Raw genomic sequence first — 15,276 nt, forward strand, 5'->3', positions numbered from 1 at the left:
GTGAATGGGGTAGTGCCCCGTTTTCGCCAACTATAGGCCGCGCAAGCTTTCAATCAGCTTTCAGCGCGCGGCGCATCGAAGACCACCTCGACGCGCAAGCCGCCGGCATCCGCGCGCCCGAGCGTGAGGGCGGCGCCGTGCAGCGTGGCGATGTCGCGCACGATCGCCAGCCCCAGCCCGGTGCCGCCCGGATCGGCGTCGAGCGTGGCCTGGGCGCGGTAGAAGGGCATCACCACCTTGTCGATCTCGGCCTCGCTGATGCCGGGGCCGCTGTCGCTCACCGCCAGCACGACCCGGTCGTCGCGCCGGCCCACCCACAGCAGCACGCTGCCGCCCGCCGGCGTGTAGCGGATCGCGTTGTCGACCAGGTTCGCCGCCAGTTCGTGCAGCAGCAGTTCCTGGCCGACGACCGTGGTGTCGGCGTTGGCCGCGACTTCGAGCGCCAGGTCGATGCCCTTCTGCACCGCCGGCAGGGCCAGTTCCAGGCCCACCTGGCGCGCGACGAGCGCCAGCGCCACCGGCCGCGCATGCTCGCCGCCGCCACCATGCTCGATGCGCGCCAGCAGCAGCAGGCGGTTGGCCAGGTGGATGGCCGAGTCGGTGGTGCCGGCGATCGCGCTGACGATGGCGCGCATCGCCGCCGGATCGTTCTCGCGCAGCGCCAGCGCGGCCTGGGTCTTGAGCACCGCGAGCGGGGTGCGCAGCTGGTGCGAGGCGTCGGCGATGAAGCGGCGCTGGCTGGCGATCAGGTCCTGCATGCGCGCCATGGTGCCGTTCATGGCCGCCACCAGCGGCCGCACTTCCTTGTGCACCAGGGCTTGGTCGATGGTCGACAGGTCGGACAGCGCCCGCGTCTCGACCTCGTTCTTGAGCCGCATCAGGGGCCGCAGCACCAGGCGCACCGCAAACCACACCAGCGCCGCCACCGCCAGCACCAGCACGGCCTGGCGCAGCAGGGTGTTGAGGAGGATGTCGCGCGACAGGGCGTTCCTCGCGTCGAGCGTCTCGCCCACCTGGATCAGGGCGATGCCGCGCATCGAATCGTCGTAGACCGGCTGCAGCAGGGCCGCGATGCGCACCGGTTCGCCGTTGTAGCTGGCGTGGTAGAAGCGCACCAGGGCCGGATACAGGTCGCTGCGCGGCACGCCCGCCGGCACCGGCGGCAGGTCGTCGTAGCCGCTGACGGTCTCGCCATCCAGGCCGGTGACCTTGTAGTAGATGCGGCCCAGGGTGTCGGTCTCGAAACTGTCCAGCGCCACGTAGGGGACGTCGGCCACCACCTTGCCGCTTCTCACCGTCACGCGCTCGGCCAGCGCGCGCGTGGACGACAGCAGCGAGCGGTCGTAGGCGACGTCGGCCGCGTCCAGCGCGTCGCGGTACAGCGACACGGCATTCGCCGCCACCAGCGCCACCAGCGGCAGGATCAGCCAGCGCAGCAGCTGCTGGCGCAGGCTGCCGAGCGGCCCGGGCGCGGCGCGCGGCAGCGGGGAGGTGCGCTGGTCCATGGCCTCAGGCGGGTTTTTCTTGCATCAGGTAGCCGATGCCGCGCAGGGTGACGATGGCGGCGTCGCCGCCGGGGCGTTCGAGCTTCTTGCGGATGCGGTGGATGTACAGCTCGATCGCGTCGAGATTGGCGTCGTCGCTCAGGGCGAACACTTCCTGGAACAGCTTTTCCTTCGACAGCGCGCGGCCCGGCCTGGTGATCAAGGCTTCGAGCACCGCGTGCTCGCGCGGCGTCAGCGCCAGCGGCTCGCCGCAATACGAGAACATGCGCGAGACCGTGTCGAAGGCGAGCTGGCCGCAGCGGTGCACCAGCGCCTCGCTGCCGCCGCGCCGGCGCAGCAAGGCTTTGACGCGCGCCTCGAGTTCGGCCAGCTCGAACGGCTTGGACAAATAGTCGTCGGCGCCCAGGTTCAGGCCCTGCACCTTGTCTTCCAGGCCGCCGCGCGCGGTCAGGATCAGCACCGGCGTGCTGGCGCGCGCGCCGCCGCGGGCGCGCAGGCGGCGCAGCACGTCCAGGCCATCCATGCGCGGCAGGGTCAGGTCCAGGATCACCAGCGCGTAGTCCTGGGTGTGCAGCAGGGCGTCGGCGTCGGCCCCGGTGCGCGCGCATTCGACGGTGAGATGGGCGTCGCGCAGCGCCTTCGACACCCAGTGCGACAGCTCGACGTGGTCTTCAACTAGCAGGATTCTCATCGCGCCAGTGTAAGCGCAAAGGCCGGGCGGCGGAAAGGGCGGGCGTCGACGGCCGACTGAAAGCGAATTGAAAGGTAGTCGCGCATATAGTCGGTCGAATAAAGCAGCACAAACATATAAGATTCGGAGACACCATGAAGCAGTCGGCCCTCGCGCTCGCCGTCCTGGCAGCGCTTTCCCTGAACCATTCGGTTTTCGCCCAGAGCAATGTGCAGGTGTATGGCCTGATCGACGCCGGCGTCGAGTACGTTAACCATGCCGGCGAAGACGGCGGCAAAGGTGGTGGCAACATCTTACGCGTGATCTCGGGCGGCAAGAACACCTCGCGCTGGGGTTTTCGCGGCAGTGAAGACCTCAAGGGCGGCCTGAAGGCGGTCTGGCAGCTCGAAGGCGGCATCCTGATGGATACCGGCGAAAGCGACGGCGCCGTGTTCAAGCGCCAGGCCTGGGTGGGCCTGGACGGTTCGCTCGGGCGCCTGGTCATCGGCCGCTCGTTCACCACCACCTATGAACTGGTGATCAAGTTCGATCCGCTGGGTTTCGCCCCCAATTATTCCTGGGCCACCGGCGCCAGCGCCACCGGACCGTCGAAGTACGGCATGACGACCCAGTTCGACAACCTGGTCAAGTACACGGGAAAAAGCGGCGGCTTCACCTATGGCGCCACGATCGGCCTTGGCGAGCGCGCGGGCAGCCTGGCCGAGGGACGCAAGCTGGCGCTCGGCGGCTCGTGGTTCGGCGAGGGCGGCCTGGGCTTGATGGCAGCCTATGAGCGGATCAACGGCATCGCCGTCGCCGGCGTGCCCGCGCGCGACGACACCGCCGCCTACCACCTGGCTGCGGATTACCAGACCGGCGAATGGCGCTACACCGCCGGCATGCGCGGCTACCGGCTTGACGCTGCCCGCGCCGGCGCCGACCTGCGCGCCGACACCTATTGGGGCGGGATCTCGCGCACGATCGACGATGTGACCCTGACCGGCGCCGTCTACCACGTCGATACCGGGGACGTGCCGGACGTCGGGGATGCCGACCCGACGATGTTCGTCGTGCGCGGCATGCTGGCGCTGTCCAAGCGGACCACGCTCTACCTGTCGGCCGCGCATGCGAAGGCCGACCACGGCCAACTGGTCGGCCTGTCGCGCGACGACCCCGGTTTCGGTTCGACCCAGACCGGCGTCACGGCCGGCATCCAGCACCGTTTCTGAGCCGGTTCGCCACTGCAGCCGGCATGGCGCTATCATGCCTCCCATGAGATTCGTGCACACCTTCCTCGCCATCCTGGGCCTGGCGCTGGCTGCGCCCGGCGCCGCCCAGCCGCGCGAGGCCGAATGCCTGATCCCGTCCAAGCCCGGCGGCGCGATGGACCTGACCTGCAAGCTGGCGCGCAAGGCCCTGCACGGCCAGGGCGGCGCGCCCGAGCTGCAACTGAGCTACCTGCCGGGCGGCGTGGGCGCCGTGGCCTGGCATACGGTGGTGTCGCAGCGCCGCGCCGAAGCGAATACCCTGGTCGCCTTTTCCGGCGGTTCGGTGCTCAACCTCGCGCTCGGCAAATTCGGCGCCGCCGACGTCGACGACGTGCGCTGGGTGGCGGCGTTCGGGGCCGACTACGGCATGGTCGCGGTGCGCGCCGATTCGCCCTGGCGGTCGCTGGACGATCTGTTGACCGCCCTGAAGCGCGATCCGGGCAAGGTCTTGATCGGCATGTCCGGCACGGTCGGCAGCCAGGACTGGATCAAGATGGCGCTGCTGGCGCAGATGGCCGGCATCGATCCGCGCAAAATGCGCTTCGTCGCCCTCGAGGGCGGCGGCGAGCAGTTCATCGCGATGCAGGAGAATCACGTGCAGGCGGTGTCGGGCGACACCTCGGAGGCCTTGCTCCATACCGGCGCTGGCCGTGTGAGGGTGCTGGCGGTGCTGTCCGAACGGCGCCTGCCGGGGGCGCTGTCGGGCGTCAAGACCGCGCGCGAACAGGGCTACGACGTGGTCTGGCCCGTGATCCGCGGCGTGTGGATGGGTCCGGACGTGCCCGAGGCCGATTACCGGCGCTGGGTGCAGGCGTTCGCCAATATCGAAGCCAGCCCGGAATTCGCCGAAAAACGGGCCCGGGCCGGCCTGTATCCGTTCTCGCTCACCGGCGACGCGCTGACCCGCTACATCCGGCAGTCGGTCGCCGGCCACCATCGCCAGGCGCGACAATTCAAGCTGCTGCGCGAACGCTGAATACCCGACCTGAAATCCTGGCGAGCCCTTCATTGTCACCGTCTGCTTTCGAGGCGATCGAAAAGTTGCAATGCAGTTAACGAAATGACGCTGCGCGATGACGATTGCCGGGCAATTCGCAGTGCCGAGTCGCCGTAACGCGTATACTGCTGTCGCTCCGTCGATATGGTCACGGCCGCGCATTCCCCGCCGCCGGGCCCGACAGATCCCGCATTCACGACACCAGGACAAGAAACGCCATGAACAGTGCACCGATTTCCCAGACGCTCCGCTCGCTGGTCCGTTCCCTGCCGCGCACCGGCATCACCCTCAGCGAACTGATACAGCGTGTCGGCAACGATGGCCTGCTGATCCTGGTCACCCTGCTGACGCTGGTGTTCCTGATCCCGGTGTCGATTCCGGGCGTGAGCACCGTGTTCGGCGCCGCCATCCTGCTCATCAGCGTGAGCCGCCTGTTCGGCCGCAACCTGTGGATCCCGGCGAAGATCGAGCACCGCATCATCGGCACCCGCAAGCTGCGCCCGCTGCTGCGCAAGGCCTTGTCATGGCTGAAAAAGCTCGAGCGCGTCAGCCGCCCCAACCGCATCGAGTGGCTGGTGACCGGCGGCACCATGGCGGTCATCAACAACCTGGCCCTGATCCTGGGCGCCGTGCTGCTGATGATGCCGTTCGGTCTGATCCCATTCAGTAATACCTTCCCGGCAGTAGCCATCCTGTTCCTCGCCATCGGCCTGCTGCAGCGCGACGGCCTGTGCATCCTGCTGGGCCACGTCAGCAATGTCGTGACGATCCTGTATTTCGCCGTCCTGATCGGCGGCGGCGGCCTGGCCATCCGCGAGGTGTTCAACCGCTTCGCCGGCTGAGGACGATGCCCGGGAGCAACGTCGATGCGGAAGAGTTGGCTTGTTGCAAAGCATCTTCTTCTGATAAGCTGGCCGCTTCGACGAAAGAGCCCATGTTCCTGGATCATCCCACCATGACCGCGACCAATGCTGTGGCCGAGCCGGACCGCCTGGAGCGGCTGCAGCGCGTTTACGGCTACGCGACGGCGCTGGCGGATGCGGCGGGCGATGGCGGTTTCGTCGATAAAGTCACGCAGCTGCACGACCACAAGGGCACCCTGATCGTGTTCTGGCACGAGCCGCCCCTGGATGCGGAGCGGGACTATTTCACCCGCGCCTGGGCCAGCAAGGTCGGCGACGGCACCCTGAACGTCGAACATGAGTACTGACACAATGATGCTGGACGCGTCGACCATGGTCCTGGTACTTGCATTGGGCAACCTGGCCCTGTGCGCGCTGCTGACCTTCTTCAACCACGGACCGACCCGCTCGCCGGCGCTGACGCTGTGGGGCCTGTCGAAGCAGATCCAGGGCAGCGCCTGGCTGCTGCTGGCCCTGGGCGACGCCGGCGTGGTGCCGGCCCCGATCGCGGTGCCGGGCGGCTATGCCTTGCTGTTCGCCGGCGTGGCGGTCGAGGGCGGCGCCGCGTGGGAGGCGGCGCGGCCGCGCGCCTGGCGCACCCCGACCATGATCGTCGGCGGCGTCGCGATCCTGGGCTTCTTCCTGTGCTACCTGATCGACGAGGAGGGCTTGCGCGCCGTGGCCGCTTCACTGCTGCTGGGCGGCTTCTATTTCTCGGGCGCGCTGGCCCTGGCCTGGCGCTGGGGCGAGGCCAGCCTGCTGCAGCGCTTCCTGGCGCTGGCCAGCATGGCGCTGGCCCTCGTGGTGGCCGCGCGCGGCCTGTCGGTGCTGCTGCTGCCGGGCGGCTGGGGCTGGCTGACGAGCGAGCTGCTGGGCCAGCTGTCCAGCGGCGCCCTGTACCTGCTCATGCTCGGCAATGCCTTCGGCGTGCTGCTCCTGACCCGCGAACGCCTGCAGGACGCGCTGCAGCGCGCCGAAGTGATCGATCCGCTGACCGATGCGCCGAACCGGCGCGGCCTGTTCCAGCTCCTGGGTCCGTGGATGGCGCTGGCGCGCCGCCCGGGCCTGCCGACCGCGCTGGTGGTGTTCGATCCGGACGGCTTCAAGCGCGTCAACGACAGCTATGGCCATCCGGCCGGCGACGTCGTGCTGCGCCAGATGGTCGAGCTGTGCCGGCGCCAGCTGCGCGACAGCGACCAGCTGGGGCGCGTGGTCGGCGTCGAGTTCGCGCTGCTGCTGCCGCGCACCAACCTGCTCGATGCCGCGCAGGTGGCCGAGCGCATCCGCGCCGCGATCGAGTCGACCCCGTTCAAGGGCGAGCGCGCGATGATCAAGCTCACCGCCAGCTTCGGCGTCACCACCATCCGCCCCGAGGACAGCACCACGACCCTGTTCCAGCGCGCCGACGAGGCCTTGCAGCGGGCCAGGCAGGGCGGGCGCAACCGCGTGGAGCTGGCCAGCGAGACGCTGGCCGAGGTGTGAGCGGCCTCACCATGTGAGCCGCAGCGACAGCAGCAGTAACAGTAACAGCAGCAGCAGCGGCGGGCGTTGGCGTCGCGCCGTCATGCGCATGTCACGGGCGAGGATTATCCTGCGCTCAGTTCAACTGGACATGCCATGCAAGCCTCACCTGCCGGATCCACCGAGTCGCCCGTCTACGCCGCCGTTGAGCTGGGCTCGAACAGCTTCCGCCTGCACGTCGGGCGTGTCGAGGACGGCGTGCTGCGCCTGGTCGCCACCATGGCCGAGCCGGTCCGGCTGGCCGCCACGCTCGACGAGGACGGCATGCTGTGCGCGGCCGCCATGCGCCGCGCGCTGGGCTGCCTGGAGGCGTTTCGCGGCGTGCTCGACGCCTGGCGCCCGCAGGCGGTGCGCGTGGTGGCGACCTCGGCCCTGCGCATGGCGCGCAACGCTGCGCTGTTCCTGCCCGCGGCCGGCAAGGCGCTGGGCCGGCCGGTCGAACTCATCGCGGGTGACGAAGCCGGTCGCCTGGTCTACCTGGGCGTGGCGGCCACGCTCGGTGCGCAGGACAGCGGGCCGCGGCTGGTGGTGGACATCGGCAGCGGCTCGACCGAGCTGGTGCTGGGGCAGGGCGCCGCGATCCGGCGCATCGAATCGTTCGCCGTGGGCGCCGTGCGCCAGAGCCTGACCTTCTTCGCCGATGGGCGCCTGGACGCCGCCGCCTTCGACGCTGCGGTGCGTTCGAGCCGCAGCCGCTTCGCCGAGGCCAGGCTGGGCGCGCAGCGCTGGCAGCAGGCGGTCGGCGCCTGCGGCACGGTGCGCGCGCTGGCCGAGATCGCGCAGCTGCACGGTGAGGAAGGCGTCTTGGGCCGCGCCGGCCTCGAACGGCTGCGCGCCCACTTCGTCGGGATCGGCCACCTGGCCGGCGTGCGCCGGGCCTATGCGGCGGCCGAACGCGCACCGCACCTGCCGGGCGGGCTGGCGATTCTGATCGGCTTGATGGAAGAACTCGACATCGGCGAGCTGGCGCCGGTGCGGGCCGGCCTGCGCGTGGGCGCGCTATGGGATTTGCACCAGCGGGATGTGCACCAGCAGGACTTGCAGCAGCAGGCGGCGGCGGGCGCCGCCGCGTTGATCGACCCGCTAGCGCGTTCGCTCGGCGTCGCCTGACGCCTCGGCGACCGGCTGCCCGGGCGGCGGCACCGTCAGCAGCGCCGTGCCCGGCGGCTCGTCGCGCAGCCAGCCGAACAGGATCGCCATCATCAGCGGGCCGACGAACAGGCCGATCACGCCCATGGTCGAGACGCCGCCCAGCAGGCCGAACAGCACCGCCAGGAACGGCAGGTTGACGCGCTGCCCGATCAGTTTCGGGCGGATGAATTTATCGACCAGGAACAGCTCGACCGCGCCCCAGGTGAACAGGCCCAGCGCCTCGGCCGAATGGCCCTGGCCGAACAGCAGCAGCGAGACCACGGTGAACGACAGCGGCGCGCCGCCCGGGATCAGGGCCAGGTAGCCGGTGATCACGCCCAGCAGCACCGGGGCCGGGGCGCCGGCCACCCAGTAGGCCACGCCCAGCACGATGCCTTCGAGGATCGCGATCGACCCCAGTCCCAGCGCGGTGCCGCGCACCGACAGCGGCAGCACGCGCCGCAGCTTGGTGTACTGGTCGGGCAGCAGGCGCGCGCCGGCGCGGTCGATGTAGTGCATGACGCTCGAGCCGTGCACGTACAGCACGAACAGCGTGAGCATGGTAAGGAACAGATACAGGGCGTTGGCCAGGATCGTGGAGCCCCAGACGCGCGCGGTATCGGTCAGGTGCGGCATGAAGTCGCCCACCGTGGTGCGCACCAGAGCGTTCAGTCCGCCCGGCACGGCGAGGTGCTCGAGCCACCACTTGACGGCCGGTTCGGCCACCAGCGGCAGGTTGGCCAGCCAGCTCGGCACCGGCACCCCGGTCTGGTTGAAGCTGACGAGCATGCGCTGCAGGCTGGCCAGCTCGTAGGTGAGGGTGTGGAACAGCAGCACCGACGGTCCGACGAAGCTGACGATCAGGAGCAGCAGCATGAAGCTGGCGCTGGCCAGCGGCGCCCAGCCGCGCCGCAGCAGACGCTGGTGCAACGGCCAGGTGATCACCGCGAGCAGGCCGGCCCAGGCGATCGAGCCGAGAAAATGTTGCAACAAGAAGGCCAGGGCGATGGCGAACAGCACCGGCAGGATCAAATGAGCTTTGTTGCGCATACTGGCCCGGATCGAATCACGTTTTCCTCAAAAAATTTCTGCGTCGCGCGGAGTTTACAGCAGAGTTGTCCGCTTGAAAGAATAATACAGGATGCATTCCCAAAAAAGCGGAGTTTACGGAATGAATTCTTCTGAAAAACAGAAGGCCGCCCCTATGGGAATAATATTGTGACACCGATCGGCGCCGGTGGCGACAGGCGCGCGGTATGTACGGCGCGCTGCGGGAAGCGAGTAAATCGTTTATACTGTTTTCCCACTCAACGATGGAGCAGCACCCATGCCACGCAAGCCGGCGGCCGCGCCCGAACCAGCAGCGCGCGCGCAGCGCCCCAGGGCGAACAGCGCCCACCCTCGACCGGCGGCCAGGACCGTGGCCGGGTCTGTGACCAAGCCCGCGGTCAAGCCCGCCGTCAAGCCTGCGGCCAAGCAGATGCCCGCCGCCGCCACACCGACGAAGGGCGGGCTCAGGACGGCGGTCAAGTCGGCCGCCAGGGCGCTCGCGCATCCCCCGCCCAGGAAGTCGGCGGCAAAGTCGGCAGCGAAGCCGACCACGAAGCCAACCACGAAGCCAACCCCGAAGCCAACCCCGAAGCCAACCCCGAAGCCAACCCCAAGGGCCGTGGTGCGCGCGCCGGTCCAGGATGCGCGTCCGGTGCTGGTGCGCGACAGCTTCACCATGCCCGAGCAGGAATACGCGGTGCTGCTCGACGTCAAGCAGGCCTGCCTGCGGGCCGGCATCGACGTCAAGAAGAGTGAACTGCTGCGCATCGGCGTGGCCCTGCTGGGCCAGCTCGACGTGGCCACCCTGCAGGGCGTACTGGCGGCGCTGCCCCAGCTCAAGACCGGGCGACCGCCGCAAGGCTAGGAACCTACCGGGATAGGTTCTAAGTGGCGCCGGGCGCTAATGGATCGCCGACGCGCTGGTCAATTCCTTGAGTTCGCGGATCGGGATGTTCGACTTTTCATGCATGCGCAGCAAGATGGTGGCGCCGACGTTGAGCTTGCGGTGGCGGATCTTGCTGATGATCGGCGGCTGCACTTCGAGCACGCGGCACAGCTCCGCGTCGTTCTTCAGTTGCAGGCGCTCGATCAGGGTGTCGAGCAATTTATTGGGCACGAAACTCGAGGGCTCGAGGGCCCGCGCCCGGTGCATGGCCTCGAGCATTTCCTGTTTTTTCTGTCGTACGCTCATGTCGATTCTCCAATATGAAAACATGATTCAAGACAGATCGACTGTTCTGGAAAATTAGCCCTACCTATTGTGTTGGATTATTCGTGGCGGGTCGTTGTGATAATACTACGATTGTGTTGCGCACGATTCATGAAATTTAACTAAAAATGGCGCAATTGCAGGTTTCTTGCAGGAACTTATGCTAACTTCAGTCCCGAATGCGTCAGCAGCAGCACCTTGTCGGCCATGGCGGCCGCGGCGTGCGAGTGGGTGACCATGATGGCGCCGGCGCCGTGGGCACGGGTTTCGTCGCGCAAGAGCCGGAGGATGCCATTGGCAGTTTCCGGATCGAGATTGCCGGTCGGCTCGTCGGCCAGCAGCAGGGCCGGGCGGTGCACCAGGGCGCGCGCGATCGCCACCCGCTGCAGTTCGCCGCCCGAGAGCTGCCGAGGGAAATCGTCGCCCCGTCCCTGCAGGCCGACGGCGTCCAGCATCGCGGCAGCGCGCTCTGCCGCATGCGCGCCGCGCTCCTTGTTGAGCAGCAGCGGCAGCGCCACGTTCTGGCGCAGGGTCAGGTGCGGCAGCACGTGGAAGGCCTGGAAGATGAAGCCCATGCGGGTGCGCCGCAGGCGCGTGGCGGCATCGTCGTCGAGGCTGGACATCGGCGCGCCGTCCACGATCACCTGGCCGGAGTCAGGGCTGTCGAGGCCCGCGATGAGGTTGAGCAGGGTGGACTTGCCGACGCCCGATTCGCCCATGATCGCCACGAACTCGCCGGCCTGGAACACATGCGACAGCTGGGCGAGCACCGTACGGCCGCCGTAGGATTTGGTGAGCTGGTCGAGTTCGAGCATGCGGATCGTGGATTTGAATAACGGGGCTTGAATAACCGCGGCTTTATCGGGTCAGGGCGCGCCGCAGCAGGTAGCTGGCCGCATCCACCAGCGCCACCAGCACCAGCATCGCGATCACCACGGTGGCCGCGCTGGGCATCTGGAACAGCGACAGGTGGTACTTCAGCATCTGGCCCAGGCCGCCGGCCCCGACCACGCCCAGCACTGCCGCGGCGCGAATATTGTTTTCCCAGCGGTACAGCGTGTACGACAGCATCTGCGGCAGCGCCTGGGGCAGCGTAGCGTACAGGAAGGCCGCCAGCGGCCGCGCGCCGTTGGTGCGCAGGGTCTGCTCGGCATGCGGTTCGACGTTTTCCAGGGCGTCGGCGAACAGCCGTCCCAGCACCCCGGCCGTGTGCGCGGCCAGCGCCAGGGTGCCGGCCATCGGTCCCAGGCCGGCCAGCACCAGCAGCACCGCGGCCCACACCAGCTCCGGAATCGAGCGCAGCATATTGAGCACCAGGCGCGTCGCCAGCCGCGCCGCGCCCCCCAGGCGCCCGGCGCCGGCCAGCGCCAGCGGCAGGCCGACGATGGCGGCGAGCAGGGTGCCGACGGCCGACATGGCCAGCGTCTCCCACAGCGCGCCGAGGGTCTTCAGGAGGAAGGGCGCACTGGTCTCGGGCGGTGCGAAGCCGGCCAGGAATTCGCGGCTCGAATCGATCGCCTCGGCGCTGAAGAAGGCGCTCCACTGCAGCGGCAGCGAGGCGAAGCTGGCCACCACCAGGGCCAGCAGGCCGAGCAGGATCAGCCATGCGCCGGGGTCGCGCGGCGGCGCCGGCGGCGCCTGCGATTGCGTGGATGGCGTCATCCCAGCCTCCGGCGCAGCATCTTCGACACCAGGTCGGCGGCCGCCACCAGCAGCACGAACACGATCAGCATGGTGGCGACCTCGCCGCCGGCCATCATCTTGGTCGATTCGTCCAGGCGCTGACCCAGGCCGCCGGCGCCGACGAAGCCCATCACCGCCGAGCCGCGGATCGCGCACTCCCAGCGGTATACGGTGTACGAGACCAGTTCGGCGCTCGAATCGGGCAGGGCGCCGTACAGCAGCGCCGGCAGGCGGCCGGCGCCATTGGCGAGCAGCGCGTCGGTGGCATGGGCGTCGCTCGACTCGAGGATTTCGGCGTACACCTTGGCCAGCATGCCGCTGTACGACAGGGCGATCGCCAGTACGCCGGCGGTCGGGCCCAGGCCGACGATGCGCACGAACAGCAGGGCCCACACGAGTTCGGGCACCGAACGCAGGATCATCAGGATCCAGCGCAGGCCCTGGCGCACGAGCGCCGCGAGCGGATGCACGCGGCCGGTGCCCAGGCGCGAGATCGACAGGCGCTCGGTGATGACGACGGTGGCGGGAACGGCCACCAGCAGGGCCAGCGTGAGGCCGGCGGTGGCGATGGCCACCGTCTGCCAGGTCTCGCGCAGCACCATGGCCAGGAATTCAGGATCAACGGCCGGCACCAGGAAATCGGACAGGAACATCCCGGCCGCGCGCAGGCTTTGCGCATCGAACAGCAGCCAGGGCTTGAATTCGGCGCCGGCCAGCAGCGGGTACAGCAAAACCGCGAAGATCGCGGCCCACGTGACGCGCGCGCGCCACGCGGGGTCGCGATGAGGCACTGCAATGTCGCTCATCAGAAACAGGTGCTCATCAGAAGCAGGCGCCGACGGCGATCTGGCCGGGTGTGGGGTGCGGGGTATCGGATGCCGGCTCGACCTGCTCGTTGGCGTACAGCTCGGCGATCATGGCGTCGCTGACGTCCTCGCGCGGCGCATCGAACACGATGCGGCCGTCGCGCAGGCCGACCAGGCGCGCGAACTGCTCGCGCGCCAGGTCGACCTGGTGCAGGCTGCACACCAGGGTCGCGCCTCGCTGGCGCGCTTCCTGGCGCAGCGTGGCCAGGGTGTGGCGCGCCAGCGCCGGGTCGAGCGCCGAGATCGGCTCGTCGACCAGCAGCGCTTCGGCGCTTGACAACAGCAGGCGCGCCAGGCCGCAGCGCTGGCGTTCGCCGCCCGACAGGCGGTCGACCCGCGCATACAGCTTGTCGCCCAGCGAAAAGCGCGCCAGCGCGGCGTGGGCGGCGTCGGGATCCTGCGGGCGCACCAGCGAAGCCAGGGCGCGCCACAGCGACCAGTGCGGCAGGCGCGCGGCCAGCACCGCCGTCACCACGCGCTGGCGCGGCGGCAACGGCGGCGCCTGCGGCGCCAGGAACAGGCGCGAGCGCAGGTGGTGGCGCTCGGCCCCGCTCAGCCGCCAGGGATCCTGGCCGAAGACTTCCAGGGTGCCCGCGGCCGGCCGGTGGGCGCAGGCGAGGGTGGCCAGCAAGGTGGTCTTGCCGGCCCCGGAAGGACCGATCAGGGCGACCTGCTCGCCGGCGCGCACCGTGAGGTCGAGCGCGTGCAGGGCCGGCGCGCGGCTGCCGGCCAGGTGGCGCACGGTCAGGCCGTGCAGGCGGTAGGTCGCCATGGCGAAGCGCTTTCCCGGATTACTTCAGCAGGCCCGCGTTGCGTGCGGCGGCTTCGATCGCGCCGTAGTTGGCGGTCTTGGTCGGCACGAACCGGGTGGCGCGCTGCAGGTCGAGAATCTGCTTGCCTTCGGCGGTCGAGCCGTCCAGCGCCAGGAAGGCATCCTGGATCTTCTTCTTGAGCGCCGGGTCCATGTCGCTGCGCACGGTCCAGTTGTAGTCGAAGTAGCCCGGGGTGGTGTAGAACACGCGCACTTGTTTCGGATCGACCTTCTTGCTCTCGACGAGCTTTTCCCAGACCGAGATGTTGAGCGCGCCGGCATCGACCTTGCCGCCGGCCACGGCCGCCACGGTCGCGTCGTGCGCGCCCGAGAAGGCGACGCGCTTCAGGTCGGTGTCCGGGTCGATCTTGGCGGCAAGCAGGAACGAGCGCGGCATCAGGTGGCCCGAGGTCGAGGATTCCGAACCGAAGGCCAGGGTCTTGCCCTTCAAGTCTTCCAGTTTGGTGATGCCCGGCGCGGTGGTGATGAAGACCGAGCGGAATTTCTCGTCTTCCTCGCGCTGCACCAGCGGGGTAACCTGGCCCTTGCTGCGCGCATTGGCCTGCACGAAGGTGAAGCCGCCGAACCAGACCATGTCGATCTTGCGGTTGATCAGGCCTTCGACCGAGGCGGCGTAGTCGGTCACGGGTGTGAACTCGACCTTGAGGCCAGTGGCCTTGGCCAGGTATTCGCCCAGCGGCTTGAACTTGCGCTGCAATTCGGTCGGCGCTTCGTCGGGGATGGCCGAGACGCGCAGCACGCCGTTGCTCTGGGCGGAAGCGGCGCCGGCGAACAGCATCGTGCCGGCAACGGCTGCGCACAGGGTTTTCAGGACGTGACGGCGGAGGGACATGGTCATGACTGGCTCTTATGATGGTGGATTAAATCAGGATACGGATTATAAGTGCTTCACCACTGCAAGTAACTATTCCACGCGGCAAAAGCAGTATACAAATTGCTGTGTCGTGCCGAAGGGCGTCCGGTGCAGTTCGGTGCGGCTCTCGACCAGGCGGAACGCCGGGCCGAATTCGTCATGCAAGCCGTCGGCGTCGTAGCGCACGATGTCCAGGCCGCTGCATGTGGTGGGCCCTTCCGGGCCGAAGGTGGCGACGATCACGCTGCCGCCCGGGCGCATGGCGCGCGCCACCTGGCGCACGTAGGCCGCCCGTTGCGCCGGCTCGAGCAGGAAATGGAACACGGCGCGGTCGTGCCAGACGTCGTAGCGCCGTTCCGGCAAGGTCGTCTGCGTGATGTCGGCGACCAGCCACGCGACCCGGTCCGCCTGCGCGCCAAGACGCGCGCGGGCGACGCTGATCGCCTCGGCCGAGATGTCCAGCACCGACACGTCCGTGCAGCCGCGCGCCAGCAGGTCGTCGACCAGCGTGGCCTGGCCGCCGCCGACGTCGATGATCGCCGCCGAGCGCGCGCCGGCGCTGCGCTCGATCAGGGCGAGCGAGGTGTTCAGGTGCGGGGCGTACCAGCTCACCGCATCCGGCGCCTTGCTGCGGTACACGGTTTCCCAATGAAGTCGCTGGTCCATATTTCAACTTAGAAAGATCGCAGGGCAGGCCCTGCACGCTTGAATTGTCGTGCGCACGACGAAATGGGGGAATCCGCTATGATGGCAAAAACGGCAACGAAAGCGACAACCTCATATGCCAT

17 protein-coding genes are annotated in these 15,276 nt (G+C 68.5%); 7 read left to right on the forward strand and 10 right to left on the reverse strand.

Going from position 1 to position 15,276, the window contains the following annotated elements; all coding sequences use genetic code 11:
- Positions 1-53: 53 nt before the first annotated feature.
- On the reverse strand, positions 54-1,505 hold the full coding sequence (locus ACZ9AQ_RS19475; protein WP_429206482.1) for a sensor histidine kinase: 1,452 nt from the start codon (positions 1,503-1,505) through the stop codon (positions 54-56).
- A gap of 4 nt (positions 1,506-1,509) precedes the next feature.
- Positions 1,510-2,196, reverse strand: coding sequence for a response regulator (locus ACZ9AQ_RS19480; protein WP_429206481.1), 687 nt, complete (start codon positions 2,194-2,196; stop codon positions 1,510-1,512).
- Between the two features lie 134 nt (positions 2,197-2,330).
- On the opposite strand from ACZ9AQ_RS19480, the gene ACZ9AQ_RS19485 reads away from it, so the two are divergent.
- The 6 genes from ACZ9AQ_RS19485 to ACZ9AQ_RS19510 all read left to right on the forward strand — a co-directional run bounded on the left by ACZ9AQ_RS19485 (position 2,331) and on the right by ACZ9AQ_RS19510 (position 7,973).
- A complete protein-coding gene (locus ACZ9AQ_RS19485) occupies positions 2,331-3,404 on the forward strand; it encodes a porin (RefSeq protein WP_429206480.1) in 1,074 nt (357 codons plus the stop codon).
- A 34-nt stretch (positions 3,405-3,438) separates the two neighbouring features.
- Positions 3,439-4,419: a tripartite tricarboxylate transporter substrate binding protein gene (locus ACZ9AQ_RS19490; protein ID WP_429206479.1), complete on the forward strand. Its 981-nt coding sequence runs from the start codon at positions 3,439-3,441 to the stop codon at positions 4,417-4,419.
- A 239-nt stretch (positions 4,420-4,658) separates the two neighbouring features.
- A complete protein-coding gene (locus ACZ9AQ_RS19495; protein ID WP_429206478.1) occupies positions 4,659-5,282 on the forward strand; it encodes an exopolysaccharide biosynthesis protein in 624 nt (207 codons plus the stop codon).
- A 92-nt stretch (positions 5,283-5,374) separates the two neighbouring features.
- Positions 5,375-5,650: a hypothetical protein gene (locus ACZ9AQ_RS19500; RefSeq protein WP_429206477.1), complete on the forward strand. Its 276-nt coding sequence runs from the start codon at positions 5,375-5,377 to the stop codon at positions 5,648-5,650.
- Complete coding sequence (locus tag ACZ9AQ_RS19505) at positions 5,640-6,824, forward strand: GGDEF domain-containing protein (RefSeq protein ID WP_429206476.1); 1,185 nt, start codon at positions 5,640-5,642, stop codon at positions 6,822-6,824. The genes ACZ9AQ_RS19500 and ACZ9AQ_RS19505 overlap by 11 nt, the downstream gene beginning before the upstream one ends.
- Positions 6,825-6,959: 135 nt before the next feature.
- Positions 6,960-7,973, forward strand: coding sequence for a Ppx/GppA phosphatase family protein (locus ACZ9AQ_RS19510; RefSeq protein ID WP_429206475.1), 1,014 nt, complete (start codon positions 6,960-6,962; stop codon positions 7,971-7,973).
- Here the strand turns inward: ACZ9AQ_RS19510 and ACZ9AQ_RS19515 are convergent.
- Positions 7,947-9,044, reverse strand: coding sequence for an AI-2E family transporter (locus ACZ9AQ_RS19515; RefSeq protein WP_429206474.1), 1,098 nt, complete (start codon positions 9,042-9,044; stop codon positions 7,947-7,949). The two genes, ACZ9AQ_RS19510 and ACZ9AQ_RS19515, sit on opposite strands and share 27 nt — an antisense overlap.
- Before the next feature lie 277 nt (positions 9,045-9,321).
- Here ACZ9AQ_RS19515 and ACZ9AQ_RS19520 point away from each other — a divergent pair, with 277 nt between their 5' ends.
- Positions 9,322-9,909 (forward strand): hypothetical protein, encoded by a 588-nt coding sequence (locus ACZ9AQ_RS19520; protein ID WP_429206473.1) that lies wholly within the window; start codon positions 9,322-9,324, stop codon positions 9,907-9,909.
- A gap of 36 nt (positions 9,910-9,945) precedes the next feature.
- On the opposite strand, the gene ACZ9AQ_RS19525 is transcribed toward ACZ9AQ_RS19520, so the two are convergent.
- The 7 genes from ACZ9AQ_RS19525 to ACZ9AQ_RS19555 all read right to left on the reverse strand — a co-directional run bounded on the left by ACZ9AQ_RS19525 (position 9,946) and on the right by ACZ9AQ_RS19555 (position 15,154).
- Complete coding sequence (locus tag ACZ9AQ_RS19525) at positions 9,946-10,236, reverse strand: hypothetical protein (RefSeq protein WP_005669661.1); 291 nt, start codon at positions 10,234-10,236, stop codon at positions 9,946-9,948.
- Between the two features lie 176 nt (positions 10,237-10,412).
- The gene (locus ACZ9AQ_RS19530) at positions 10,413-11,069 is read right to left on the reverse strand and encodes an ABC transporter ATP-binding protein (RefSeq protein WP_429206472.1); all 657 of its coding nucleotides are present in this window, start codon (positions 11,067-11,069) and stop codon (positions 10,413-10,415) included.
- A gap of 43 nt (positions 11,070-11,112) precedes the next feature.
- Positions 11,113-11,916: a phosphonate ABC transporter, permease protein PhnE gene (phnE, locus tag ACZ9AQ_RS19535; protein ID WP_429206471.1), complete on the reverse strand. Its 804-nt coding sequence runs from the start codon at positions 11,914-11,916 to the stop codon at positions 11,113-11,115.
- Positions 11,913-12,743 (reverse strand): PhnE/PtxC family ABC transporter permease, encoded by an 831-nt coding sequence (locus ACZ9AQ_RS19540; protein ID WP_429206470.1) that lies wholly within the window; start codon positions 12,741-12,743, stop codon positions 11,913-11,915. Before ACZ9AQ_RS19540 ends, phnE begins: the two co-directional genes overlap by 4 nt.
- Positions 12,744-12,759: 16 nt before the next feature.
- Positions 12,760-13,575 (reverse strand): phosphonate ABC transporter ATP-binding protein, encoded by an 816-nt coding sequence (locus ACZ9AQ_RS19545; RefSeq protein WP_429206469.1) that lies wholly within the window; start codon positions 13,573-13,575, stop codon positions 12,760-12,762.
- A gap of 19 nt (positions 13,576-13,594) precedes the next feature.
- Entirely contained in the window at positions 13,595-14,473 is an 879-nt protein-coding gene (locus ACZ9AQ_RS19550) for a putative selenate ABC transporter substrate-binding protein (RefSeq protein WP_429206468.1), read from the reverse strand.
- Positions 14,474-14,539: 66 nt separating this feature from the next.
- Positions 14,540-15,154 (reverse strand): class I SAM-dependent methyltransferase, encoded by a 615-nt coding sequence (locus tag ACZ9AQ_RS19555; RefSeq protein WP_429206467.1) that lies wholly within the window; start codon positions 15,152-15,154, stop codon positions 14,540-14,542.
- Between the last annotated feature and the right edge of the window lie 122 nt (positions 15,155-15,276).

The sequence above is a fragment of the Massilia sp. UYP34 genome, from assembly GCF_056279385.1.